A 26,189-nucleotide genomic window follows, 5' to 3' on the forward strand; every position below is an offset into this window, starting at 1 on the left:
AAACTGCTTGATTTCTGATTTTTTAATTTTTTGGCTTTGCTTGTTTTCAACTCAGTTTCCCTGAGTCATTTTCTGCTTTTTAGTCTAAAGTCCAGACTGGTGCAATGGACGTTAGCTTTAATTGCTGGTGGTGGAACCGCAGGATTAACTAAGGGATTAATGAATACATTGCGGATAAGTTCTACAGGCATTTCAGGTGGATTAACCAATCCGGTTGTGTCAACTATTGAGTTGCTTATGGCAATCGGACTGTCTGTGCTGGCGCTAGCTTTACCAGTCGTAGCAGGAATGAGCGTGATTGGTTTTCTAATAATAGCTATTCAAAGAATCTGGAATTTCTTCTTCAATAAACCATCTTCTCAAACTCACGAAACTGTCTCTCCATCAAGAGAATTGGGATAAGTACTCATGCATTTGTTTCATAGCTGCGACGCTATTATAAAGCGATCGTAGTCGTAGGGTGTGTTAGTGCGAAAGCATAGCGCACCCTTTGAACTCCGTTAATGAGTCTTTGATACTCGTGAATGAGTCTTTTAGCTCCGTTAATGAATCTTTGAGCCTCATTAATGAGTCTTTGAGCTCCGTTAATGAGTCTTTGAGCCTCATTAATGAGTCTTTGAGCTCCGTTAATGAGTCTTTGAGCCTCATTAATGAGTCTTTGAGCTCCGTTAATGAGTCTTTTAGCCTCATTAATGAGTTTTTGAGCCTCATTAATGAGTGAGCGTTTTGGGGAAGTTAGCGATGTCTACGACGGGCTACGCCTACGCACTCAACTAATTTGACGATTAAAAGCGATCGCACCCTGCCAATTTAAACATTACAGCCGTTTCTACGCAGATAGAACACATTAATCTAGCCCCATTCCCCGTTCCCCATAACCTGCAATACACTATTTTGGTAAATATCGCTACAGAGTTGGTGAGGTTTGCAAATGACAAACGAAGAACTGTTGCAAATTATTGAAAAAGCTGCCAGAGAAAAGGCAACGCATCTATCCCTTTCTTGCAATCAACTCAGCAGCCTGCCGCCAGAAATTAGCCAACTCTCCAACTTGACAATGCTATACCTATCTTGCAATCAACTCAGCAGCCTGCCGCCAGAATTCAGCCAACTCTCTAACTTGACAACGCTTGTCCTCGATAACAATCAACTCCGCAGCATGACGCCAGAAATTAGCCAACTCTCCAACTTGACATGGCTATACCTCAATAACAATCAACTCAGCAGTCTGCCGCCAGAAATCAGCCAACTTTCCAACTTGACATGGTTAAAGCTCAACAACAATCAACTCAGCAGCCTGCTGCCAGAAATCAACCAACTCTCCAACTTGATAACGCTATACCTCGATAACAATCAACTCAGCAGTCTGCCGCCAGAAATTAGCCAACTCTCCAACTTGACAACGCTACACCTCAATAACAATCAACTCAGCAGCCTGCCGCCAGAAATTGGCCAACTCTCCAACTTGACATGGCTATACCTCAATAACAATCAACTCAGTAGCCTGCCGTCAGAAATCAGCCAACTCTCCAACTTGAAATGGCTAGACTTCCATAACAATCAACTCAGCAGCCTACCGCCAGAAATTGGCCAACTCTCCAGCCTGACTGGCCTATCCCTCTATAACAATCAACTCAGCAGTCTGCCGTCAGAAATCAGCCAACTCTCCAATTTGACAACGCTAGAGCTTGATAACAATTACCTCAGCAGTCTGCCGCCAGAATTCAGCCAACTCTCCAATTTGGATGAGCTATCCCTTGATCGCAATCCATTAACCTCGCCACTACCTGAAATTGTTGAGCAGGGAATAGAAGCAATTTTCAGTTATCTGCGAGAAAGGTTAGAGGGTAGCCAACAGCAGTAGGTTTCTAAGCTGCTAGTCGTCGGTCAAGAGCTACGCGACAAGTACCACCAGGTTATCAAACACTATAAAATTATGTTATAGCGATTCTCCTTTAGATACTATCTGCGGTAGGGATTTATAGAAGTACGCCTCTACCAGGGACACGCCAGTTTAGCTATAAGTTAATATCTACCGTTTTACGGCTATTAGAAAAATGAGGTTTACAGACTGGGCAACTAGGGTGCTACTAATCTCGCTGATGTTTGCCGCTCTAATTGTAGTGCTGCTAATTGGACGAGCGACAAAATTACACAATAATCCGATAACATACCATACATCCAATCCACGGGTTACAGCCTGGAGTCAATATCCCCAGGCGCAATTCCAATCAGCGAAAAGCTTAGAGAAGAAATCTCAATATGTTCTCAAGTCCCCAATCAAGATTAACAAGAAGCCTATAGCAAGGTTCGTAACCACTCAGGCTTTTGCACAGTACAGACCTAATTATCAAGTTGCTTCGGTTGATCCAAGTAACTATGGAGAACGTTACACCCAAGATGTTAACGGCGTAACTCTCAATAACCAACCGATTATCGTCCTTCATGAAACTGGTTATTCTGCTTCCAGCGCAATTAATTTCTTTCAAGTAGCCCATACCGATGAAAGTGTGCAAGCAAGTTACCACGCCTTAATCAAGTTAGATGGAACGGTGGTTTATTTAGTACCGCCAGAAAAGCGAGCTTTTGGTGCAGCTAACTCAGTGTTTGATGGTTCCGAGGGAGTAGAAACTGTGCAGACTAATCCGAATTTGCCAGCGTCTGTGAATAATTTTGCTTATCACGCTTCTTTAGAAACACCGCCAGATAGTTATGACAGTAGCAGCCAACAAACCCATAGCGGCTACACGGAAGCTCAATATAATTCTCTTGCTTGGTTAATTGCTCAAAGTCAAGTCCCCGATGATCGCATTACTACCCACCATTTAGTAGACCGTTCTGGTAAAAAAGTTGACCCAATAAATTTTGATGGAAATAAATTTCTGGACTTACTTAATACTTATCGTCAGGTCAGACCAATCTATAGAGTAAATAAATAATTTTTTCGTAAGGTGGGTTAGGAGGAATGTCCGTAACACATCTAAAAATAAAAGTGCTGCGTTACACTACGCGATAACACACCCTACAAAATTTATTGAACTAAGCTATTTGCTAAAGCTATAAATTTGCTGTGTCTCTAGGCGATCGCTAATCGATGAAGGCAGTGTACCATCTGGAAATGTCTGTCGATCCAATTGGACTTGTAAATTACTCAAAGGATCGCAACCAGAAGAAATCAAAAATTCTAGTTTCTGGATGTAAGGCAAAGTTGCTAGGTTGTCCAGAATTTGGAAGATTGCCTGTATATAAGGATGACCACTTTGGCGATACCAATCACAGCTAGCAACTTTTGCTTGATCAAAACCCAAGTGTACTGTTAAAGATGGCTCGTCAAATAAAGCGAGCGCTAAGGGACGCGCTTCTTCCTGTAACAATAAATCATTACTTCTGGCTAAGTGTCGCAGTTTTTCTAAGCGTTCATAACGTTCTGTCACCGCTTCTGGGTCATCTTGCCAGTGGATTGCTACTGTTACCAGATAAGTTTGTAACAGCATATGACCCAGCTTTTTCGCCTTTGTTGCCAGGTAATAGGAATTGTAGTCATTGGCCTCAATTAATAATGGCACGCGATCAACTACTTCCAACCCATAGCCCTTGACTCCGGCAATTTTGCGGGGATTATTGGTAATCAGGCGAATCTTTTTGATGCCCAAGTCCATGAGCATTTGTGCCCCCATTCCGTAGTCTCGCAAGTCAGCAGGAAATCCTAAACGCTCATTCGCCTCTACTGTATCCAGTCCCATATCCTGCAATGAGTAGGCTTTCAGCTTGTTAATCAAGCCGATTCCTCGTCCTTCTTGACGCAGGTATACAACTACACCTTGACCAGCACTCTCTATCATTTTCAGTGCAGCTACAAGCTGCATCCGACAGTCGCAGCGCAAAGAACCCAAAGCGTCACCAGTTAAGCATTCTGAGTGCATCCGTACCATCACTGGTTCATCTTTAAAGTTAGCTGGATCACCCTTGACAATTGCAACGTGTTCTGTGTTATCCAGGGTGTGGCGGTAGGCGTAAATTTCAAACTGACCGAATTGACTAGGCAGCTTGGTAATTACCTCACGATACACTAGGCGATCATGTTGTAGGCGATAACTGATTAAATCCGCAATACTAATAATTTTTAAATTGTGACGTTGAGCATATTCAACTAACTGCTGCAACCGCGCCATTGAACCATCGGAGTTTTGAATTTCACAAATTACCCCCGCTGGGTATAGCCCTGCTAGTCGAGCTAAGTCTACGGCTGCTTCGGTATGTCCTGCGCGTTTGAGTACGCCTCCAGCCTTAGCCCGAATCGGGAAAATATGACCAGGACGACGTAAATCGGTAGGTTTTGTGGCTGGGTTGAGACTAATCTGAATAGTGCGGGCGCGGTCTTCCGCTGAAATGCCTGTAGTTACGCCCAAATCTGGACCGGCATCAATACTAACAGTGAAGGCAGTTTGGTTAGTATCTGTAATGTTGCTTACCATCAAGGGTAAGTCTAGTTCGTCTAGGCGATCGCCTGTCATTGCCAAACAAATCAGCCCTCTAGCTTCCACCGCCATGAAATTAATCGTGTCGGGTGTGGCAAATTGGGCAGCACAAATTAAGTCGCCTTCATTTTCTCTATTTTCATCATCTACCACTACAATGACGCGACCAGCTTTTAGGTCTGCTAAGGCGGCATCAATCGAATCAAATTTAAAAGCTTGTGTAGTATTAGGCTGTGACACAGAAAGATTTCCAGCTACCAACGTAAATTTTTCTAACAATTTCTTCTTTTAGATTGTAGCTCCTTTATGAGGCAGAGAAGTAGACTAGCAATGATTTGATAACGTGGCAAAATTTCTGTGATTAAGATTGGGGTTTAGTAATAGAGTGCAGCCAGAGTTAAACACTCACTGCCTAAAGTCAAGAGCAAAGCCGGAGCCGCTCCGCCTCCTGTCAAAGGTCAAGTATCAAAAACTGTTAGACTTTTGACTTTTTTGGACTTTTGACTCCCCAAAACAAAGTGGAGGGGTTTGGGGCATTTTGTGCGCTGCGCGTCTAGTCGCTGATATTGTTGATAGCTGAGAACGAATTAACTATTCATGGGATAAGGATTTGGGATCATGGGCAAATTTAGACGCGTACCCGTTGGGATTGTTGGCGCGTCGGGCTATGGCGGAGTACAGTTAGTACGACTACTGATGGATCATCCAGAAGTCGAGCTGGTTTATTTAGGCGATGAGAGCAGTATCGGGAAATCCTTCGGGGATCTCTACCCGCATCTGGCTCATGCAGCTAACCTGCCAATAGAAGGGGTAGAACCAGAAATAATTGCTTACCGCTGTGAAGTAGTTTTCCTGTCTTTACCAAATGGTCTGGCTTGCCAAATCGCGCCCAAACTGTTGGAAAAAGGCTGTAAAGTACTGGATCTGAGTGCAGATTATCGGTTCAGTGATTTGACAACTTATACAAATTGGTATGGCACAGAGAGAAGCGATCGCCCAATTGCAGCTACAGCAGTTTATGGATTACCAGAACTTTATCGCGATCGCATAGCCGAAGCTCAACTTGTTGGCTGTCCTGGTTCCTATGCCACTGCTAGTCTCCTTGCACTTTCGCCACTCTTAAAGCAAGGTTTAATCGTACCAGAAACAGCTATTATCGATGCCAAGTCTGGCACATCTAGCAGTGGACGGCAAGCTCAAACTAACTTATTACTAGCTGAAGCCGACAACTCCATAGCAGCTTTCAATGTCGGCCGTCACCGTCATACCCCAGAAATTGAGCAAATTTGCAGTGACTTAGCTGGTCACGAACTCATGATCCAATTTACACCCCACCTGATCCCAATGGTGCGTGGTATTTTGGCAACGGTATATGCCACACTGCGCGATCCTGGTCTAGTGCGAGATGACTTAATCACAATTTTCTCCGCCTTCTACCGCAACTCTCCTTGGGTGAAAATCTGCGGTAGCAGCGTTTACCCCCAAACCAAATGGGCTAACGGCAGCAATCTTTGTTACATCGGTTTGGAAGTTGACCCGCGCACAGGTCGCGTGATTGTCATGTCAGCAATTGACAATCTAATTAAAGGACAGGCGGGTCAAGCGATTCAGTGTCTAAACTTGATGATGGGTTGGGATGAAACCTTGGGGTTGCCCAAGCTGGGGTTTTATCCTTGATAGGGGATTGGGGATTGAGTATTGGGTATTGGGAAGAATTCTTGCCCCAGTCCCAAGTCCCCAGTCCCTACTTCGGCCCTAACCCCACAGCACCAGCATAAATGGCGCGATCGCCTAGTTCATCTTCAATTCGCAGCAAGCGATTATATTTGGCGACGCGTTCGCTGCGACAGAGGGAACCTGTTTTGATTTGACCGGCACGAGTTGCTACGGCTAAATCGGCGATCGTTGTGTCTTCTGTTTCACCAGAACGATGGCTAATTATTGAACGGAAACTGTTGCGAGTTGCCAAATCAATCGTTTCCAAGGTTTCGGTGAGAGAACCAATTTGATTGAGTTTAATCAAAATAGCATTAGCGGCTTTTTCCTGGATGCCTCTTTGCAAGCGCGTGGCGTTGGTAACAAACAAGTCATCTCCTACCAACTGCACCCGCGAACCTAACTTCTGAGTGAGCAATTGCCAACTTTGCCAGTCTTCTTCCTGCAAGCCATCCTCAATTGATACAATTGGGTATTGATCAACCAGTTGAGCAAGGTAATCAATAAACTCTGTGGCGGCGTGAGGTTTACCATCGTAGACATACTGCCCATTCTTGTAAAACTCACTAGCCGCCACATCCAATGCCAAAGCTACTTCTTCCCCTGGCTTATAACCAGCTTTCTTAATGGCAGCAACCAGCAATTCCAAAGCCACCTGATTGGATTCTAGGTTAGGAGCAAAGCCACCTTCATCGCCTACACCAGTAAGCAACCCTTTCTCATCCAACACCTGACTGAGGGTAGCAAACACCTCTGCACCCCAGCGCAACGCTTCCCGGAAAGAAGTTGCCCCAATTGGGACAATCATAAACTCTTGAAAGTCTACGTTGTTTGATGCGTGTGCCCCACCGTTAATCACATTCATCAACGGCACTGGCAACAAATTCGTTAAAGGGCCACCCAAATAGCGATACAGAGGAATTGCTAGAGACTCAGCACCAGCTTTAGCTGCTGCTAGGGAAACCGCCAAAATCGCATTAGCTCCCAAATTGGATTTGTTAGCAGAACCATCTATAGCGATCATTGTGCGGTCTAGCAGTTCTTGATTGAGGACATCCAAGCCTAACAATTGGGGAGCAAGTGCTTCTTTGACGTTTTGTACTGCCTTGAGTACGCCTTTGCCCCCATAACGGCTTTTATCGCCATCACGCAGTTCGTGAGCCTCAAAAGTGCCAGTAGAAGCACCACTCGGAACCTGCGCCAGTCCGACAATACCGTTGGCTAAATGCACTTCGGCTTCAATTGTTGGTCTACCGCGTGAATCAAGAATTTCGCGGGCTGCGATCGCCTCAATGGCAGTATCTAAAATGTTAGTCATCTGTGTTTTGTCCTTTATTCGAGTGCGTTCTTAGCCTTTATCGCACACAGTCCAGTAGCTAACCCAATCGCTAGCATAGGCGTTTAAGTGACTTTGTAGGCTGAGATTAAAGAAGATTTCCAGAGTTAGAGTCAACTAACAGGAGAGTTGATCAGATTCTGCAACCCGCCTACACGGAATTTACTGCGTTAGCGAGTCTTCTCCCTTCGCGCAGCGTCTCCAAGAGTTGGGGAGACGCCCGCCGTAGGGCTGTAGGGCGATAGCGCAGCCTCTTCAAGTCATCGAGCGTCACGAGCGTCACAGCCCGTTGTAGACATCGCTCCAATAGCACCATCTGCCAAAGTCTGCTCATAACAGTGTTTTCGTTTTAAATTAGGAAATAGGTAATGGATTAAACTATCACCAATTACCAATCCTAAATTGCCCCCGGAGATACACGCGGATATACGCTGAGAATGTTTGGATAATTGGAGATTAGAGACTAGATACTTAATTTTCTTCCCAAACCCTAATCCCCAATATCCAATCCCCAATCCCTAAACTAAAAATTCAAAATCCAAAATTCTAAAGATGCAACCTACAGATCCGAATAAATTTACTGATAAAGCCTGGGAAGGAATTGTTAAATCTCAGGATATAGTCCGTGCTTATCAACAACAGCAACTAGATGTTGAACATTTAATTATTGCCCTGTTAGAAGAACCCACTAGTCTAGCAATACGTATCCTGGCTCGATCTGAGGTTGATCCAATCCGCTTGCAACAGCAGCTAGAAGCCTTTACCCAACGTCAGCCCAAAGTTGGTAAAAGTGATCAACTCTACCTTAGCCGCAGTTTAGATGTTTTACTAGACCGAGCCGAGGAAGCTAGAGCCAGGATGAAAGACTCCTACATTTCCGTGGAACATATACTCTTGGCCTTTGCTGAAGACGATCGCATTGGACGAAAGCTCCTCAAAGGCTTTAACGCCGATGCAGCTAAACTAGAAGCTACTATCAAAACCGTTCGCGGTAGCCAAAAGGTGACCGATCAAAGCCCAGAATCCCGCTATGAAGCTTTACAAAAATTTGGCAGAGATTTGACAGAACAGGCAAAATCTGGAAAACTCGACCCAGTGATTGGGCGGGATGACGAAATTCGGCGGGTAATTCAAGTATTGTCTCGTCGTAGCAAAAATAACCCCGTATTAATTGGTGAACCTGGGGTAGGTAAAACAGCGATCGCCGAAGCTTTGGCACAGCGAATGGTAAACGGTGACGTTCCCGAATCCCTGAAAAATCGCAAGTTGATCTCGTTAGATATCGGCAGTTTAATTGCTGGAGCAAAATTACGAGGTGAATTTGAAGAACGCCTAAAAGCGGTTCTTAAGGAAGTTACTGAATCTAACGGTGACATTGTTCTGTTTATTGACGAACTGCACACCGTAGTCGGCGCAGGCTCTACTCAACAAGGGGCGATGGATGCAGGAAATCTGCTCAAACCAATGCTGGCGCGGGGGGAACTGCGTTGTATTGGTGCTACTACCCTCGACGAATTCCGCAAACACATTGAGAAAGACGCTGCCCTAGAACGCCGCTTTCAGCAAGTATTCGTGGACCAGCCAAGTGTGGAAAATACTATTTCCATTCTTCGGGGATTGAAAGAACGCTATGAAGTTCATCACAACGTCAAAATTTCTGATTCAGCTTTGGTAGCAGCAGCAACTCTGTCAGCGCGTTATATTAGTGATCGCTTTTTGCCAGATAAAGCCATTGATTTGGTGGATGAGGCAGCAGCACAGTTGAAAATGGAGATTACCTCTAAACCAGAAGAATTGGAAACCATTGATCGCCGCCTCATGCAGTTAGAAATGGAAAAGCTGTCATTAGCTGGTGAAGAAAAGGGTATTCCCCAAACTAGAGAACGTTTAGAGCGAATTGAGCAAGAAATCGCTAATTTAACGGAAAAACAGCAAACATTTAATGAGCAATGGCAAGGTGAAAAGCAGCTATTGGAGGCTATCAGCGCCTTAAAGAAAGAAGAAGATGCCTTGCGAGTGCAAATTGAACAGGCAGAACGTGCTTATGACTTGAATAAAGCTGCCCAACTGAAGTATGGCAAATTGGAAGGAGTACAACACGATCGCGAAGCCAAAGAAGCGAACCTTTTAGAAATTCAAAACCAAGGTTCTACCTTGCTGCGAGAACAAGTCACCGAAGCCGATATTGCCGAAATTGTCGCAAAATGGACAGGAATCCCCGTTAATCGCCTGTTGGAATCGGAACGGCAAAAATTACTGCAACTAGAAAGTCATTTACATGAACGAGTCATTGGGCAAGAAGAAGCTGTAGAAGCGGTAGCAGCGGCAATTCGTCGCGCCCGTGCAGGGATGAAAGACCCCTCGCGTCCCATTGGTTCATTTTTGTTCATGGGCCCCACAGGTGTAGGCAAAACCGAACTTGCCCGCGCTTTAGCTCAGTTTCTCTTTGATTCTGATGATGCATTGGTGCGCTTGGATATGTCTGAGTATATGGAAAAACACTCAGTTTCTCGCTTAGTGGGTGCGCCTCCAGGATACATAGGATATGAAGAAGGCGGTCAACTTTCCGAGGCGATTCGCCGCCGTCCCTACTCAGTGGTGCTACTGGATGAAGTGGAAAAGGCGCACCCCGATGTATTCAATATTTTATTGCAGGTGTTAGATGATGGGAGAATTACTGACTCTCAAGGAAGAACGGTAGATTTTCGCAACAGCGTCATTGTTATGACCAGTAACATTGGTAGCGAACATATCTTGGATGTATCGGGTGATGATTCCAAGTATGAAACGATGCGGAAGCGGGTAATGGATGCCTTGCGATCGCATTTCCGCCCGGAATTTCTCAACCGCGTCGATGACATTATTCTCTTCCATACCCTTAGTCGCACGGAAATGCGGCATATCATCCGTATTCAACTCAAACGCGTAGAAAATCTCCTGCGCGATCAAAAAATCTTCTTTGAGATATCCCAATCTGCGTGTGATTACCTTGTAGAATCAGGCTATGACCCAGTTTATGGTGCTCGCCCACTCAAACGGGCAATTCAGCGAGAAGTAGAAAACCCCCTTGCCACCAAGTTATTGGAAAATACTTTTATCTCTGGAGACACGATTTTCATTGACAAAAATGAAAACGGTTTGTCTTTTAGCAAAAAAATGCTGATGAAGGTATCAGTACCACAGATTGCTACATAGCAGTTATTAACTGCGTGGAATACAGTAGGGGTCACAGATGTGCATCGGTGTCAATCTTAAACCAAAACCCTTTCCAAACCTTGTTTACAGCCTCTGGCTAGAAATGCTGTTCATTAGGCTGCTGCCGCAAGTCAGAGGCGGCAGCCCTCCCATTAGGCATCAATACGCTTGGGCTGAAGGGGTGACAAAGAGGCTATAAAGCAGACTGGATAAGAGCCATAGCACGTAAACCTTTATGAAAATAAGCTAGTTTACCAGACTTTAAACGCATAAATTCATAGGCTAAATCAGCCCAAAATTCTATCGCCCCTACCCAGAAATTGCCATATAAACCAACCCAAAAAGCGCTATGTCGGCGGTGCGATGCCTACGGCGAGCTTTGCTAACGCTTTAATTCTTTGAGACACCAACATATTTTTGTAGTCCCATTTTGCGAGAGTTACGACCAGCTAAGATAGCACAAGTATAGACAATAGCAATTAATAAAACCCGGAGGGGGGTTCTAAGAGTTGTAGCAAGTGGCGTGAGACGCTGTTCGCGTCCCTTGGGCTTGTCTGCGACACGCTGTTTGCGTTCGCCAACGGCATAGCTTCTCTACAAGACGCTCTTGCCTTCGCTTAGAGCGAGTCTTCATTCGCTTTTAACGTCTCGTAGAGAGCGTCATTACGAATTACAAATTACGAATTAGTTAATATCCGCCTTCTTCTTCGTATTCTGGCTGTCTTTCCTTAATTTTCTTAGGAATATTTACAGGCTTCGGTGCATCTTCCCAAGCATCGCCTTCTACGTCGTCATAATCATCGTACTCGTTAACATATGGCTTGTTATAAGGCTGGGCTTCATATTTTAGCGGTTGGGGTTGTTGATACCTGTCGCTACCTGTTGCCTCGCTCCAGTTATCTTCTTCTTCATCTTCTTCGTATTGAATAGATTCATACTGCCGCGCTTTCATGACTTGACGCTGTGGCCTTTCTTCTTCCACATAGTCTTCTGTCCATTCCTCTTCTTGCGCTACGGGTTCGGGGGCGCGAACTTTTTGCCTGGGTGGCTGCAATGGCACTCCACTAGGCAGTTGATTGGCTGGTGCAACTTGGCGCGGTGGAGTATAGCCGTATTCTTCTTCTATATCTCGCTCCCACGGTGCTTTGCCGATACCCAGGCGCTCTAGCAAACCAACTGTCAACTGGTTTACACGTTCTTCAGCTCCCTCAAACACAATCAACCGATTGGGGCCTGTGCTGACAATTTCATCCACTGAGAACTCATAAGTACTCAGAAATTGGTCGGGAATTTGGGGCAATCCTAAAGAAGCAATGACTATGGAGTTAAGCTTCCCGCTTTCGGCGTTGAACTTGAAGCCCCGAACTTTGCCTAAGACTTCACCTGTTTCTGTAATTACTTCCCAGTTAATCAGATTACTGAGAGATTCAACTTCGATATCTTCAATTACATCTTCATTATCAACCAGGATGACATCACCAATCTGGTTGATGTTGTTGAGGTACATATAGCGCGGTATGCCCGAAATAGAGATCAGGCTGTCTCGCAAACCAAGAGCCACAACCTCTCGTTGATCTATATCAACCCAGACTTGACTGATGATGCCTAGCCGCTTGCCGTTGTCGCGGGTAATCACCTGGGTATTTAATATGTCGGAACGCCTAATTATCTGTTCGGAGGTCATTCTATACCGAGTCCTGATCTCGAATCCGGTTTGTCTATACACTATTATTAACAAAAACTCAAGCAGATGTATTGGATGATTGTAACTTAATCCCCAAAACTTGAGTGTAAGCTCCTCGTGCTTGAGTAACGCCAATTGTGCGTTCGGCTGATTCTATCATCGGACGACGCAAACTCACAACTATAAATTGCGCTTGTTGTGACTGTTGTTTTATCATTTTAGCTAATCGCTCTACGTTTGCCCCATCTAGAAACATATCTACTTCGTCAAAGGCGTAAAATGGCGATGGGCGGTAGCGTTGCAGGGCAAAGATAAAACTCAAGGCTGTAAGTGATTTTTCTCCCCCAGACATGGAAGCTAGGCGCTGTACTGGTTTACCTTTGGGGTGCGCGACTAAATTCAGTCCACTGCTAAAGGGATCTTCGGGATTTTCGAGTTGCAAGAAGCCGTCGCCGTCTGAAAGAGTGGCAAAAATCGATTGAAAGTTTTCATTGACAGCATCGAAAGCTTCTTTAAAGGCAAGTTGCCGCAATGTGGTAAAATTCTCAATCCGCAAAAGTAATTCGGTGCGTTCCCCTTCTAGTGTCTCTAATTTTTGCGTGAGTTCTTGGAGGCGGTTTTGCGTGCGTTCGTATTCTTCCAACGCCAGCATATTTACAGGTTCCATTGCCTGCAAGCGTTTGGTAAGCGATCGCAATTCTTTCTGCAATTCTTCCAAATCTACCTGATCTGGAACTTCCGGCAAGGGATTTGGCAATTCTGCTCCCACATCCCGCAACTGGCTTTGCAAAGCAACTAATTCTTCTCGCCGCTTCTGTTGGGTTTCTTGGAGTTTTTGGATTTCCCATTCCAATTGTTGTTGCCGCAAAAGATGCGATCGCACTTCTTGTTCTGTGGCGTCGCGTTTTTGTTTCTCTTCGCCCAAATTTTGCTCCATTTGACTCAACAATAAACGGGTTTGGGTGATTTGATCGTCTATGGTTGTGATTTGTGTGGAGACGCGATTCATCGCGTCTCTACAAGAGATTTGTTGGGTTTCGTATTCGGTGATTCGCGTCTCTCCTTCTTGGATTTTTTCTTGCAAACGTTGTTGCTGATTTTCTAAATTTTTTAATCTTTGTTCAGCTTCTCGTAACGCCGTCTCCCGTTGTTGCAATTTTTGCTCTTGAATTTTAATAGTTGCCTGAATTTGTTGCCATTCACTGGGCGTTTGGGATGCTTCTAACTCTGCTAATGCGTGTCGCAATTGTTGCAATTCATTTTCTTGTCCAGGTAATTCCCGCTCTAAAATTTCCAGACGGAATTGAGCAGTGGCTAACTTTTCACTGTTTTGTGCGAGTTGCGATCGCGTCCCCTGTAATTGCGCTGTTAAACTCTTAATATCTTTCTGCAACTGCTCCAATTGCAACTGCTGTTCGCGCCGCGCTTGACGCGCTTCTGTAAGTTCCTGGGTGAGTTTTTTTGTTTTGGTTGACAAAGTAGCGATCGCCTCAGTGCAACGCTCTAAAACCCGCTCAATATCCACCAAACGACTTCTGAAAGCGATCGCTTCATCAGATTCCGCCGTTTCCGCATTCCCAAAGCGCAACGCTGAACGCTGGGTGTTACTACCACCAGTCATTGCACCGCTGGTTTCCAGAAGTTCGCCGTCTAAGGTGACGATGCGATATAGTCCTAAGTTTTTCCGCGCCGCCTCCAGGTTGGCAAATATCACCGTGTTCCCGAAAACATAGCTAAAGACATCTTTATAACGGCGATCGCAATCAACTAAGTTAACAGCATAGTTAACGAAGCCGTTAGCAAAACGCAGTGTTGCATCTTGAGTAAATTTGGGAGCGTGAATTTTATTCAGTGGTAAAAAAGTCGCTCTCCCTGCACGTTTCTGTTTGAGCAGTTCAATACCTGCTGCGGCTATACCATCATCTTCCACCACAATATGTCCCAAGCGTCCACCAGCAGCCATTTCCAAAGCTAGCTGATGGCGGGGTTCCACCTTTCCTAACTGCACAACTAAGCCACAAAGTCCAGGCATTCCCGATTGTAAAATGACTTTACTAGCTTGAGTTCCTTGGACTTCTTGCTGTGCCTGCGCTTGCGCCTCTATTTTATCCAACTGGCGTTGTTTTTCCCGTTGTTCAGAAAGTAACCGCTTTTGGGTTTCCTGTTGGATTTGCAATTCTTGTTCTGTGGCTGAAAGATTTTCAGCTAAATTTTGGATGGGTTCGCTAGAGGCGTTAAATTCCGTTTCAACTCGATTACACTCAGCTTGTTTTTGGCCTAATTGGGGTTCATCGCGTTCAATTAACTGAGTTTGCTCGGAAATTAATTGCTCTAACTGATTATTGCGTTCCCTGAGTTGTGCTTGTTCCGTGCGTTGCGGTTCTAGAGTTTGCAGCAAAGTTTCAATTTGACGGTTGAATGCCGTTTGTTGCTGTACCCACGCTTCCGAAGCCGAGGCGATTTCTGCGGCTGCTTCGCGGGAAGTTTGTAGCGCTTGCTGCGCTTCATCCCTTTGCTGCTGGGAAGACGCGATGAATCGCGTCTCTACAATGTGTGTTTTGGCAATTTCTTCTAGGGAATGACGGTATTTTTGAATCTCTTGCTGAGTTTGAGCTAGACGTTTGGCAGTTTCTTGAAAAGCTGTTTCTAATTCCGTTAGCTGACGCTGGAGTTGTTTTCGTTCTGCTTCTTGGGTGGCGAGGGTAGATTGTACCGCCAAAAGTTCCTCTTCTCCCAATGCTTTGACATGGGCATTGAGTTGTTCAAGTTCAGCAGTTTTCTGGACTATTTGGGAATTTAAGTTTGTGAGTTGGGTAGTAAGTTCACTGGAATTGCGATCGCCTGTTTGAATTTCGTTAACTAACTTTTCTTGTTGTGCTTGTAGCGATCGCCATGATAAAACAGCTTCCCAAGATTGCTTGGCCAGAAATTCCGTGCGAAGCTTTTGATATTTCTCAGCTTTAGCCCGATCTTGGGAAAGGCGATCGCGCTGTGCAGTTAATTCCGTCTCGATAATTCGACAGCTGTCTTCCTTTTCCTTCACCTCATCTAAAGTTGATTTGGCTTGGATAATCTTGCGATCAAACGCCGCCACCCCCGCCAATTCATCAATAATTTCCCGCCGTTCTCGCCCATTCATCGAGATAATACTGGTGACATCCCCTTGCAGCACAACATTGTAGCCTTCAGGATAAACCCGCAGGTTACTTAGTTCCTCATGCAACTCCGTCAGCGTGCAAGCTACACCATTGATATAGTAATTCGACGTGTAGGTTCCTTGGTGAGTGACTCGCAGCCTTCTAGTAACACTCCACTCTCCCATTTTTGGGTTTTGGACTTCGGCTTCGCTCAGTCGAACGATTTTGGATTTTGAATTTTCTTCCTCTGCTTCCTCTGCTTCCTCACTCTGCGCCTTTTCACCTTTGCCTAAGACATTCTCTCCCGACAAATCAAACGTTACCGTGACGCTAGCCTCAATAGCAGCACGTCCTTTAGCTGTTTGAGTGTTATTTACCAAATCCGGGAGGCGATCGGCTCGCATTCCCTTAGAACTGGAGAGTCCCAAGCAAAATAGCAGTGCATCTAAAATATTCGATTTACCCGAACCATTTGGCCCTGATATCACCGTACACCCCGGTAGCAAAGGGACTGAGGTAGTGCCACCGAAGGATTTGAAGTTCGTAAGTTCCACGCGCTTGATGTGCACCATAGGCGCTGGTTGACTGGGCTAATGAAGAACAAGTGTATCAACTAATTAAAAATTGGCAAGAGGGTAAAGAGGAGAATTGGGATTATTCTAGACGCGTAGCGGTGAGCCAGCGCGGTCTTCTTCCAAAGGGAGAGGCTAGCGCCAAGAGGAGCCACTGCGCCAACAGGGGGGTTGCCTGGATGAGCAAGTGGCGTGGTTTTCCCCATGAGCGACTGGCTTTCCGGTTGGGCTTATTGCAGGCGATCGCTCTGGGCATAGCGAAAAGTCTAATAGCCGCAAACCGACCATCAGAATTTTCACAGAGCAGATAATATCATGTTTGCCTAATTTCTTATAATTCAAAACTCTCTGCGTGTGTTTGTGTCTTTGCGTCAGTCCTAATTATAAGTATTCAACCAGACATGATCTAAAGATAGTTTAAGTGTGAAGGGGAATCAGTTGGTATAGTTTGAACTTTTTTTCTGTATCTTTCGTCCTCGGTTTATCATGACAACAAAGCGTTAGGGAAGCTCACCGAAGGTATCGCATCTTTATTTCAGAATATAACAAGTTTGAAAACACGCTCTAGGCGTTATCACACAGTAACATGACCTGTTAAGAAACAGAGAGGAGCAAAGGAAAAAAGCAATTCAACCAAATGCCAGAGGATATTAAAAGCACCAAAGTAACTTATAATATAGTAATCTTTACGATTGTCAAAGCGTAGAAATAAATCCCTCTTTATACCTCAATCTGCTGTCTGTGATTTAGCTCTTAACCCCCAAGTATTTGTGAAACTTAGTAATGAAGAAATTAATTAAAGGTCTGCGCGAATTCAAATCTAGCTATTTTTCGACACATCAACAATTGTTTGAGCAACTTTCACATGGTCAAAAGCCTAGAGTCTTATTTATTACCTGTTCAGATTCGCGTCTTGATCCAAATCTAATTACACAAGCCCAAGTTGGTGAATTATTTGTCATTCGCAATGCAGGCAACATCATTCCACCATATGGGGCAACTAATGGCGGTGAAGGTGCGACAATTGAATATGCTGTTCAAGCTTTAGATATTCGCCAAATTATTATTTGTGGTCACTCTCATTGCGGCGCAATGAAAGGACTAATGAAGTTACACAGCCTCAGCGATGAAATGCCGCTCGTACATGATTGGCTTAAATATGCAGAGGCAACTCGAAGGCTAGTTCTAGACCACTACAGTCACTACGACGCAGAAGAATTGCTAGAAATTATGATTGCCGAAAATGTTCTTACTCAAATTGAGAATTTGCGGACGTATCCAGTGATTCACTCTAAGCTCTATCAGGGAGAACTCAGCATTTATGCTTGGATTTATCACATTGAAACAGGAGAAGTTTTCGCATACGATTACCAGAAGCACGCTTATGTTTTGCCTCAAACTCAGGTTCCAGAATTAGAAATAGATGAGTCGCTCAGAGGTCAGTTTCCAAATACCAATGTAGTAGTGCATTCCCCTCAAAATCAGCAGGATGATGTTCAACCTTATGAGAAACTGTCTGTTTCTCCATTTGAGTGGTTTCCAATGAAACGCCTTTCTCCAGAGCAGATGGAGCGAATTTATCGAGGTTCAAATAATGGAAGTTGAAAGATGAGAATATAGAATTCTAACTCCACATATCACTATGACCGAAACCGATTTGGCAAGACTAGACTTAGACCGCTAATGCCGCAAAGCGGAAGTCAAAAGCCACTTGTATGCTCGCTTGTCCTGAGCGTAGCCGTAAAGCCTGCGGTATAGCTTCTCTTCGAGACGCTGCGCGAATGCTTAGGGCGCAGCCCAAGGTAGAGAAGGGTGTAGCCGTAAAGCCTGCGGCATAGCTTTGCTTAGGGCGCAGCCCAAGGTAGAAAAGCAAAAGTCACTCATTCAAAAGTATTATGGAATGAGATTTTTAGAGTTTTTAAATGGTTACTCGTCTTGCAAAGTTCTGATGCCTTCGGCGGGCTACGCCAACGGCGGGAACCGCCGCTCAACGCCAGTTCCTTTAAGTGGGGGAACCCCACCAACGGACTGGCTCGACTTTGCGCTATTTACACCGTGACGTACTAAGTAGATAAGCTGGCGGCACGCACTAGATGAAAAAACTTAGACTAATAAATTTTTGCTCCAAACCTGGTTATTTCTGTCAATGCGTAAGTCCTAAAGACTTTAACTATAAATCATAGGTTTATAAAGTTACTCAAGTGGTATTAATTACCTATTCCTTACTTTTATTTAAGCAAGTAAAAAACAGAGACTTACATCTGTGTAAGTCCCTGTTTGGCTTTTATGCCGATGTTAACTGAGAGCTTCAGTTATTCTTTTATGGCTTTTTCACAGCATCAACTTTTGCTTTTACCTTCACTGTCTTTACACCTTGAACTTCCTTAGCCAAAGTTTCAGCTTTGTTGAGTTCTTCTTGAGAAGCTGCTGTGCCTTTGAGGATAATTTCACCCTCTTTGTTTTCAACTTGTAACTTATTGCCTGGTAAGCCTTTGTTCAACTTTTCGCTCACTTCAGTTTTTAAGTTGCTCTTAGCTTTTGTTGCTGCTGTTTTTTCAGAATCGGTTTTAACTTTAGTGCCTGTACTAGCTGCTAAAGGAGTCGTTTCTTTTCCTGGAATTTTAGCAGTAGTTTTATCCGCAGTTTGATTTATCTGAGAAGCTGGCGTTGCTGGTGCTTGAGCGGCTTCATTAGTAGTGCTAGGAGTTTCCGAACCAGTTTTAGCAGCCTCTTGGCAGCCAAAAGTACCTACTACCAAAATGCTACTAACTAGTAATGGAATTAGCTTTTTCATTATCTATCTCCGAATTGAGTACTTGAAGCGATTAATTGAGGTGTGTGTCATGGTGAGGAGCAGATGTTAAAAAACAATTAAAGGTAAAGTAGCAAAAGTGCCTAAGTAAGCGCTCAGGTTACTGAAAATTGAAACTTGGACGATTTCTTGAAGTTAAGATTTTACGGCCAGTTTTAAGAAATGCCAATTCAATTTTTCTGACGGCTGCTAACCAGGATAGCTCTACATACAGCTTGTAGCTCTCTATGAATTTAACGTAGATGCTGAGAGCTTTATCAATGGTAGACTATGCCACCCCATAGTAGTGACTTGATGTTATCAAATTTGATTCAGTTTGGCGATGTCTACGACGGGCATAGCTGCGGCAATTCAAAACTTCAGCGTTTTTGCAATACTGTGCCAGCAAAATTACCAACAAAATGTTAATTTATAAAACTATGGCTTGCTCACAATGCCTTAAATATCAGGAAATATTAGTCAATGCCGTACCTTACTTCCGCCCGCGAAATTCGTGCCATTGTTGCTGAATATACCAACGCTAAAACGCTGTGGATAGATACAGAAGTGGCTGACTATAAAAGTCGTAATCCGCGAGTATCACTGATTCAGGTATTAGATAATCCTCAAGATATGAGTGGCGATCACGTCTATCTTTTAGATGTCCTAGACCAGCCTAATATTATAGCTGAATTTATTGAAGAAATTATGATAAATTCTGCAATTGAAAAAGTTTTTCACAACGCTAGTTATGATGTAAAATTTCTCGGTAACAAGAAAGCTAAAAATATTACTTGTACTTTGGAAATGGCGAAAAAAATTCCCTACTATCTTTTGCCATTACCCAACTACCAACTCAAGACTATAGCTACTGCACTTTGTAGCTTTAACAATATCGACAAACAAGAACAAGAAAGTGATTGGGGAAAACGTCCTCTGACTGAAGAACAGATAGAGTATGCTTATCTAGACTGCATTTATCTTGCTCAAATCTACTCCAATTTGTTAGGATTACAAGCCCAAACCAGCCCTGACCCCGAAACGGAAGACTTAATATCACTGAGTGCTAAATACTCACAACTTGAGCAACAATGGAAGTTGTTGAATTCCGAATTTGAGCATTTGCAAGAACGCATAAAAAAAGCCATGCAAGCTCAGAATATATCGGAAACTTCTGATTACAAGCTGACTAGTTATGAGCGAACTACAGTTAAAGCTGCATTTACAGAATTGGCAAGGCTAGCACAAACTCAAGGTATTAATTTAGATTTTCCGATCGCACTAACTCAGAAACTCCAAAAAGATTTAGGGCAAAATCTAGAACATCTGTCTGTAGATATTGAAAAAACCACCTCTTGGCGGCTAACTCCCAAAACTCAAGATAGTAAATTTGAGGATGATTAAATTGTTTATATGGCTACAAATGTCATAATTTATATAGTTATTCTTTAGAATAAATCTGAATATTTAAAATATTTTTTTAAAAAGTATCCTCATAAACATGATAAACAGTGGTTTACTGTTAAGTAATTCATTCCTAATACCATTTTACTAAATATCTGATACAGATAGATCACTAGGGACGTATAAATGTACGCATCTACAGCCTATTGATATGTTGTAAAGGTTTTTTAAATGGTATAAAAAGCAGAGACACGACAATAGGAAAAAGCAAAAGTGATAAGTTTTATACCTTCTAGTTCATAATTACTCTTAAAAATAACTATTAAATAAATCTATAAAATCTCAGGTAAATTTGTCAATTAACTTTAAACTTCTATCAAAAGTTAGAATAATTATTGAGTTAAAGAATTAAAATCTAGATTTTGATACTAATTTCGTTCAGTTGTGATAGCAGTTTATATTAACTTATGAGACGGCGTTTATTTAGGCAAAAGCGAACAAGGGTAAATACTTTATTTACCATAGCTATTTTTACTACATTGACTGGAATTAGCAGTGTTTCTTGTAGTAAGAATGACAATGTATTAGTAACAGAAATAGGAGTCAGTCAACCTAGCCGTCGTTCAGCTACAACTTCTAAAGGTGGTGAATTCTATATTCAAGGAAAGAATCAGCATTTAAATGGCGACTTGCAAGCCGCGATCGCTTCATATAGTAAGGCAATTGAGCAAAATTCTGAATATGGCGCTGCCTACAACGGCCGGGGATTAGCCTACTTTGATTTGGGAGACAAAGACAAAGCGATCGCAGATTACAATGAAGCGCTGCGGATCAATCCTAACGACGCCGAAGCCTACAATAACCTGGGGAATGCCCGCGCCTCACTAGGAGCTAACACAGAAGCAGTTAAAGATTACAGTGAAGCGATTCGCCTGAATCCCAACTATGCTGAAGCCTACAATAACCGGGGGAATGCCCACGCTACCAATGGAGACAAAAAAGGGGCACTAGATGATTTTGACCAAGCGATTCTCCTCAACCCCAAATATGCGATCGCTTACAATAACCGGGGAAATGCCCGTGCTGCCAATGGAGATCCACAGGGAGCGATCGCAGATTACAATCAAGCCATTCGCCTCAATCCTAACTTTGCCCCAGCTTACAATAACCGGGGAAATGCCCGCGCCACCAATGGAGACAAAGAGGGAGCGCTTAAGGACTTGGAACAAGCAGCAAGCATTTTTCAAAGTCAAGGTAACAACGACTTATATCAACAAGTGACGAATAACATCAAAGAACTTGGACAGTAGGCAAAAGTAGGGATCGTTTTGCTTAGTTTGTTGATATATCTGGGTTTGGGCTATTTTTGAGCATTTGGTGTATTTCCCTTACCCTGCATGGGTTTGAGGCTTATTTTCCCCTCAGAAATGTCTAAGTCCCAGTAACTGAAACTTTTGGGTAGTCAGTCTGAAATCTGAAAATTTGACTACATATCTTTAGATGTCTTAATATCTTCAAATTCCGCTAAGAGACTAAGCAGATTTAAAAACGTAAGCTGTCGCGCCTACAAGTTGCATTATCATCTTTTAGGTAAAACCTGCAAACCCTCTTCTATGCACCTGAAGCCCCTCTGCTGCCTTAAAGTGCAAATTAAAAGCACAACAGCTTACCTCATCAGGTCAAGACCTCTATAAACCAATACGCTTGGGTTAAGAATTTCTTCCTTCTCTTTGCGTCCTTCTCTACGAGACGCTGCGCGTTGGCGGAAGCCTCTCGTAGAGAAGGCGGTTCGTTAAAAAAATTAACTTGAAGAAAGAGTTTTAGCCTTAACCCAAGCATATTGCTCTATAAACCTTTGCTATGCAGCCAACTGATAAACAAGTCAGCAATAGCTAAGTTACCGTGTTCAAGCATTTGCATATGACCATGACCAGGGAGTCCAACTTCAGGAAGCCAAATAAAATCACCCCGAAAGTATTTTGCAGTTTCTGCATCTACCTCACGAGGATGGCGCGGGTCTTGGTCGCCTGTAATCACACATATAGGAATATCAAATAGTACCTGGGGGTGGCAAATATAAAGCCCTTGTCCTTCAACATTTCTACGCTGGTTGCTAATTCGCGCGCTCTCAGCGACTAAACTACAAAAGTAATTCTCAAATACCTCTTGCGGAAAATTATCTGAGTTAGTGAAGTATTTTTTAGTTTCTTCACGCGACTGAATACGTGGACGGTCTTCGGGAAAAGCTTCATGAGAGTGTTTTGTGATGACCGGTAATAGATTGGCTGGTGGTCCTGGTGCAATGCCTACAATAGCTTTAACAAGTTTGGGATGGGTTTGTGCTGTCTGCCAACCAACGATACCAGACATACTATGGGTAAGAATGACAGCCGGGCCAATTTGTTGCAGTAGCGCCACAGTAGCATTAATTACCCGTTGAAATGGCATCGTGGGAAAATCTGGGACAAAGCCTGATCGACCATGCCCTGGCCAGTCAACAATGTAGGTTTCCCAGCCTTGTTCTGTCAGATATACTGCCCAACCTTGGCGATTATCGGGTGTTTTGACAAAGCAAGTACCTGTATGAAAAGCGCCGTGTAAAAGCACAATAGGAACTGAGTTTCGGTCTTTCCTTGGCCGGTAACATTGAATGAACATTTGGTACGGAATATCACCAACAAGGAATTCTGTTTGAGTGTATGAATTCATTTGAAGAAAAGACTTAAATCTTTACGACAATGTTAATCGTTCACTTGCGACAATAAACCATTAACTGAACTACTGACAGTAATTCTGAGCGGCGGCTTTCGCCGCTTAGGCTTGTTTATACGTTGACAAAATCACATTCCAGAACCAATGTGAATGCGATCCTCAACTTCCACAAATTTTTCTAGTGCCTGCTGTTCAGTACTCAATAGTGAAACGACAATCGCCACAATAAATGCCAGTGGGATACTGATTAATCCAGGATTTTTTAGAGGAAAGGGTGCAGAAGCGTGCTTGAGAATCGTTACTTGAATAGTAGGTGACAAATAAATCAGGATTAAAGAGGAGATAGTACCTACTAACATACTTGCAACCGCACCGTTGGTGGTGAAGCGTCGCCAAAGCATTGATAACAGCAACGCTGGGAAGTTTGCACTAGCAGCGATCGCAAATGCTAAACCTACCATATAAGCTACGTTTTGCCCTTTAAACAAGATGCCCAAGAGTATTGCCACTAACCCTAAAAGCATTGTTGCACCGCGAGCCACCTTCAGCTGTTCTGATTCGTCAGCATGACCAGATCGCACCACGTTCACCCATAAATCGTGGGACAATGCAGCTGCACCTGAGAGTGTTAACCCAGCGACAACTGCCAAAATAGTTGCAAAGGAAACAGCGGAAATAAAGCCTAACAAAGCATCACCACCGAGAAATTCTGCCAACATTGGCGCAGCCATGTTACCACCAGTACCAATTTTCTCAATGGCATCTTTACCTACCAGCACCATCGCTCCAAAGCCCAGGATAAAGGTAAGGAGATAAAAGATGCCAATAAAAGCTGTGGCGTAAGTAACAGAGAGCCGCGCTGCTTTAGCGTCCGGCACTGTGTAGAAACGCATTAGGATGTGGGGTAATCCAGCAGTGCCGAACATCAACGACATCCCTAAAGAGATAGCATCAAAGGGGTTAGAAACCAGTTTGCCTGGAGCTAATACACCTGTATATTTCTGGGATGCAGCAGCGAAAAGAGCGATTGGGTTAAAGCCAAATTGTGCCAGTACCAAGATAGCTAGTAAGATAGTTCCGCCGAGCAACAGAATTGCTTTGATAATTTGTACCCAAGTGGTGGCAATCATCCCGCCAAAAATCACATAAGCCATCATCACGCAACCAACGATGACCACAGCTAATTCATAATCAAAGCCAAACAGCAGTTTGATCAGCTCACCAGCACCTACCATCTGGGCAATTAAGTAAAAACTAATCACTACCAGCGTTCCAATCGCAGATGCGATACGTACAGGTTTTTGCTGCAAGCGATAAGCTACTACATCGGCAAAGGTGTATTTACCTAAGTTACGTAGTGGTTCTGCAATTAGGAACATGACAATCGGCCAGCCCACGAGGAAGCCGATAGAATAAATTAAGCCGTCAAAGCCGTTGAGTGCCACCAGCCCAGCGATACCTAAAAAGCTAGCTGCACTCATGAAGTCTCCTGCTAAGGCCAGCCCATTTTGGAAACCGCTGATCTTACCGCCAGCTGTATAGAACTGTGCCGTATTTTTGGTCAGCTTTGCCGCCCAATAGGTAATGCCTAAAGAACTTGCAACAAACACAAAGAAGAAAGCGATCGCTAACAGGTTAAACTTACCAAGACTGGTAATATCCGCCGCCAGTGGCAGATCGAACCACACACTATTCATGCTTTTTTGGTTTAGTATTTTGGATTTGGGACTAGAAATTGCTAATAGGTATTGGGTATTGGGCATTGGGCACTTGTACTGAGCGACTTGTGCCGACTTGTACTGAGCGGTGTCGTAAAACCTACGGCATAGCTACGCTTCGGGCGCAGCCCAAGGTAGAGAAGTAGCAAAGCCGAGGTAAGTCGTAAAGCCTGCGGCATAACTACGCTTAGGGCGCAGCCCAAGGTAGAAAAGTATTGGGCAAGTTATTCTCCTTGCCCCATGCCCAATTTTCATTTGCGTGTCAGCCTTGCGATTTGGTCGTCGTAACTGCTATTTGCCCAACGCACGTAGATAAAAATTAATACCCATGCTGAGACAATTACCAGCGCCCCCAGTAAAATTCCCAGACTGAGGCCAGGAACTACTAATGACCCCAGCAGGGGCTTATTGAACGCGATTAATAGGATAAAGCCAAAGTAAATAAACATCATGGCTCCACTGAGAATCAGGGATACCCGCCAACGTTCAGCCGCGAGAGCCTGGAGAGCCTTTGTGCGATCGTTCATGTCTTCCTTTGGGTTGAGAAGATTAGGTCAGATTGTCTCATTGAAGTTGATTTCTGCGTAATTTTCTTAAAGATTATTAGTAAATCTTTTGCTATTTCAGGTAATAAAATTAACTTGCTAAGTAATATACAACTGATTCTTTATCATAATGATTATTATTTTTATTTACTCAGACACTTGTTTGCCTCAAAATCCTCTCTTGTCATGGGGTTGACAAATTCCGCCTTGATCAAACTATGGCGCTACAGGGTATCAAGCGATCGCAATTACTCATAAAAAAGAACAGTTCACTGCTCACTCAAATAAGCACTCAAAAACCTTACTCCTAGAGCATTTCAGGCGATTATGTTGATTAATTCACACAATACATATCTTATTTGCTTCCGGATTCAATATTTAGATGCGTTTGCCTTGGCGGCCATCCTATTTGATTTATCTTTGGCTCTTCGGTTTTTGCCAAATACGAAGTTACGTAGGGTTTTGTAAGTCATGGTAGATACTCGTGCTAAATAAAGATCAAAACTCCACTGAAATGCTTCCCAAGATAGTCAACGGTGCTTGAGGCACGAGGAAGTAGCCCTGAGTGTCGTAATATTTGAGATCAAAAATATTCTTAAAGTTGAGCGCAGCCCGCCAATTATCATGTTTGTAGGAGATTGCGGCATCAGTTCTCAGATAAGAAGGAACAGTAAATGGATCGCTTTGGTTGGCAATGCGCGAGCCAACAAAAAATATACCTCTCCCAAACTGTAACCCTTTCAAACTCCCCTGTTGAATCTCATAGGTTACACTATTTTTATAGTTAGAAGATTAGAAACATTGCGATCGCCTATCCGCGCTACAACAACACAAATTTTAAATATTTTGACACAGCTTCTTGCTTGAAACTTTCAAGCGATCGCTCTAATCATTGGTACAG

At 43.7% G+C, this 26,189-nt stretch carries 20 protein-coding genes; 9 read left to right on the plus strand and 11 right to left on the minus strand.

From position 1 onward, the window contains the following. Positions 1-99: 99 nt before the first annotated feature. The 3 genes from V7L29_RS11895 (at position 100) to V7L29_RS11905 (ending at position 2,939) form a co-directional block, all read left to right on the plus strand. Complete coding sequence (locus V7L29_RS11895) at positions 100-402, plus strand: DUF4126 domain-containing protein (protein ID WP_334735584.1); 303 nt, start codon at positions 100-102, stop codon at positions 400-402. A gap of 529 nt (positions 403-931) precedes the next feature. Continuing rightward, positions 932-1,864 (plus strand): leucine-rich repeat domain-containing protein, encoded by a 933-nt coding sequence (locus V7L29_RS11900; protein ID WP_334735585.1) that lies wholly within the window; start codon positions 932-934, stop codon positions 1,862-1,864. Positions 1,865-2,057: 193 nt separating this feature from the next. Continuing rightward, positions 2,058-2,939 (plus strand): N-acetylmuramoyl-L-alanine amidase, encoded by an 882-nt coding sequence (locus V7L29_RS11905; RefSeq protein WP_334735586.1) that lies wholly within the window; start codon positions 2,058-2,060, stop codon positions 2,937-2,939. Between the two features lie 105 nt (positions 2,940-3,044). On the opposite strand, the gene ribBA is transcribed toward V7L29_RS11905, so the two are convergent. Continuing rightward, the gene (ribBA, locus tag V7L29_RS11910) at positions 3,045-4,718 is read right to left on the minus strand and encodes a bifunctional 3,4-dihydroxy-2-butanone-4-phosphate synthase/GTP cyclohydrolase II (protein ID WP_334692925.1); all 1,674 of its coding nucleotides are present in this window, start codon (positions 4,716-4,718) and stop codon (positions 3,045-3,047) included. A 378-nt stretch (positions 4,719-5,096) separates the two neighbouring features. Between ribBA and argC the strand changes: the two genes are divergently transcribed. Beyond that, complete coding sequence (gene argC, locus V7L29_RS11915; RefSeq protein WP_334735587.1) at positions 5,097-6,155, plus strand: N-acetyl-gamma-glutamyl-phosphate reductase; 1,059 nt, start codon at positions 5,097-5,099, stop codon at positions 6,153-6,155. Positions 6,156-6,222: 67 nt separating this feature from the next. Here the strand turns inward: argC and eno are convergent, their stop codons facing one another. Both eno and V7L29_RS11925 read right to left on the minus strand, forming a co-directional pair. Then, positions 6,223-7,512 (minus strand): phosphopyruvate hydratase, encoded by a 1,290-nt coding sequence (gene eno / locus V7L29_RS11920; protein ID WP_334735588.1) that lies wholly within the window; start codon positions 7,510-7,512, stop codon positions 6,223-6,225. Positions 7,513-7,681: 169 nt separating this feature from the next. Beyond that, positions 7,682-7,864: a hypothetical protein gene (locus tag V7L29_RS11925; protein WP_334692928.1), complete on the minus strand. Its 183-nt coding sequence runs from the start codon at positions 7,862-7,864 to the stop codon at positions 7,682-7,684. Positions 7,865-8,082: 218 nt separating this feature from the next. Between V7L29_RS11925 and clpB the strand changes: the two genes are divergently transcribed. After that, positions 8,083-10,725 carry an ATP-dependent chaperone ClpB gene (gene clpB / locus V7L29_RS11930; protein ID WP_334692929.1) on the plus strand — a complete coding sequence of 881 codons (2,643 nt, stop codon included), beginning with the start codon at positions 8,083-8,085 and terminating at the stop codon, positions 10,723-10,725. 688 nt (positions 10,726-11,413) lie between these two features. Here the strand turns inward: clpB and V7L29_RS11935 are convergent. Continuing rightward, on the minus strand, positions 11,414-12,409 hold the full coding sequence (locus tag V7L29_RS11935) for a PRC-barrel domain-containing protein (RefSeq protein ID WP_334692930.1): 996 nt from the start codon (positions 12,407-12,409) through the stop codon (positions 11,414-11,416). A 58-nt stretch (positions 12,410-12,467) separates the two neighbouring features. Then, positions 12,468-16,118, minus strand: a complete 3,651-nt coding sequence (gene smc, locus V7L29_RS11940; RefSeq protein WP_334735589.1) for a chromosome segregation protein SMC — start codon at positions 16,116-16,118, stop codon at positions 12,468-12,470. A gap of 179 nt (positions 16,119-16,297) precedes the next feature. Between smc and V7L29_RS11945 the strand changes: the two genes are divergently transcribed. Both V7L29_RS11945 and V7L29_RS11950 read left to right on the plus strand, forming a co-directional pair. Then, positions 16,298-16,429, plus strand: coding sequence for a hypothetical protein (locus V7L29_RS11945; RefSeq protein WP_334692932.1), 132 nt, complete (start codon positions 16,298-16,300; stop codon positions 16,427-16,429). Between the two features lie 472 nt (positions 16,430-16,901). Then, positions 16,902-17,723: a carbonic anhydrase gene (locus V7L29_RS11950; RefSeq protein WP_334735590.1), complete on the plus strand. Its 822-nt coding sequence runs from the start codon at positions 16,902-16,904 to the stop codon at positions 17,721-17,723. Between the two features lie 67 nt (positions 17,724-17,790). Here V7L29_RS11950 and V7L29_RS11955 read toward each other — a convergent pair whose 3' ends face one another. Beyond that, positions 17,791-17,991: a hypothetical protein gene (locus tag V7L29_RS11955; protein WP_334735591.1), complete on the minus strand. Its 201-nt coding sequence runs from the start codon at positions 17,989-17,991 to the stop codon at positions 17,791-17,793. Between the two features lie 447 nt (positions 17,992-18,438). Then, positions 18,439-18,912, minus strand: a complete 474-nt coding sequence (locus tag V7L29_RS11960) for a BON domain-containing protein (RefSeq protein ID WP_334735592.1) — start codon at positions 18,910-18,912, stop codon at positions 18,439-18,441. A 480-nt stretch (positions 18,913-19,392) separates the two neighbouring features. Here V7L29_RS11960 and V7L29_RS11965 point away from each other — a divergent pair, with 480 nt between their 5' ends. Both V7L29_RS11965 and V7L29_RS11970 read left to right on the plus strand, forming a co-directional pair. Then, a complete protein-coding gene (locus tag V7L29_RS11965; protein WP_334735593.1) occupies positions 19,393-20,313 on the plus strand; it encodes a ribonuclease D in 921 nt (306 codons plus the stop codon). A gap of 467 nt (positions 20,314-20,780) precedes the next feature. Beyond that, entirely contained in the window at positions 20,781-21,623 is an 843-nt protein-coding gene (locus V7L29_RS11970; RefSeq protein ID WP_334735594.1) for a tetratricopeptide repeat protein, read from the plus strand. 535 nt (positions 21,624-22,158) lie between these two features. Here V7L29_RS11970 and V7L29_RS11975 read toward each other — a convergent pair. The 4 genes from V7L29_RS11975 to V7L29_RS11990 form a co-directional block, all read right to left on the minus strand. Beyond that, positions 22,159-22,920, minus strand: a complete 762-nt coding sequence (locus tag V7L29_RS11975; RefSeq protein WP_334692937.1) for an alpha/beta fold hydrolase — start codon at positions 22,918-22,920, stop codon at positions 22,159-22,161. A 233-nt stretch (positions 22,921-23,153) separates the two neighbouring features. Next, positions 23,154-24,722 (minus strand): sodium:solute symporter family transporter, encoded by a 1,569-nt coding sequence (locus tag V7L29_RS11980; protein WP_334692938.1) that lies wholly within the window; start codon positions 24,720-24,722, stop codon positions 23,154-23,156. Positions 24,723-24,994: 272 nt separating this feature from the next. Next, complete coding sequence (locus tag V7L29_RS11985; RefSeq protein WP_096536625.1) at positions 24,995-25,270, minus strand: DUF485 domain-containing protein; 276 nt, start codon at positions 25,268-25,270, stop codon at positions 24,995-24,997. Between the two features lie 516 nt (positions 25,271-25,786). Continuing rightward, entirely contained in the window at positions 25,787-26,032 is a 246-nt protein-coding gene (locus V7L29_RS11990; RefSeq protein WP_334692939.1) for a hypothetical protein, read from the minus strand. Positions 26,033-26,189 lie beyond the last annotated feature (157 nt).

It is taken from the genome of Nostoc sp. (genome assembly GCF_036916575.1).
Classification (GTDB): Bacteria; Cyanobacteriota; Cyanobacteriia; order Cyanobacteriales; family Nostocaceae; genus Nostoc.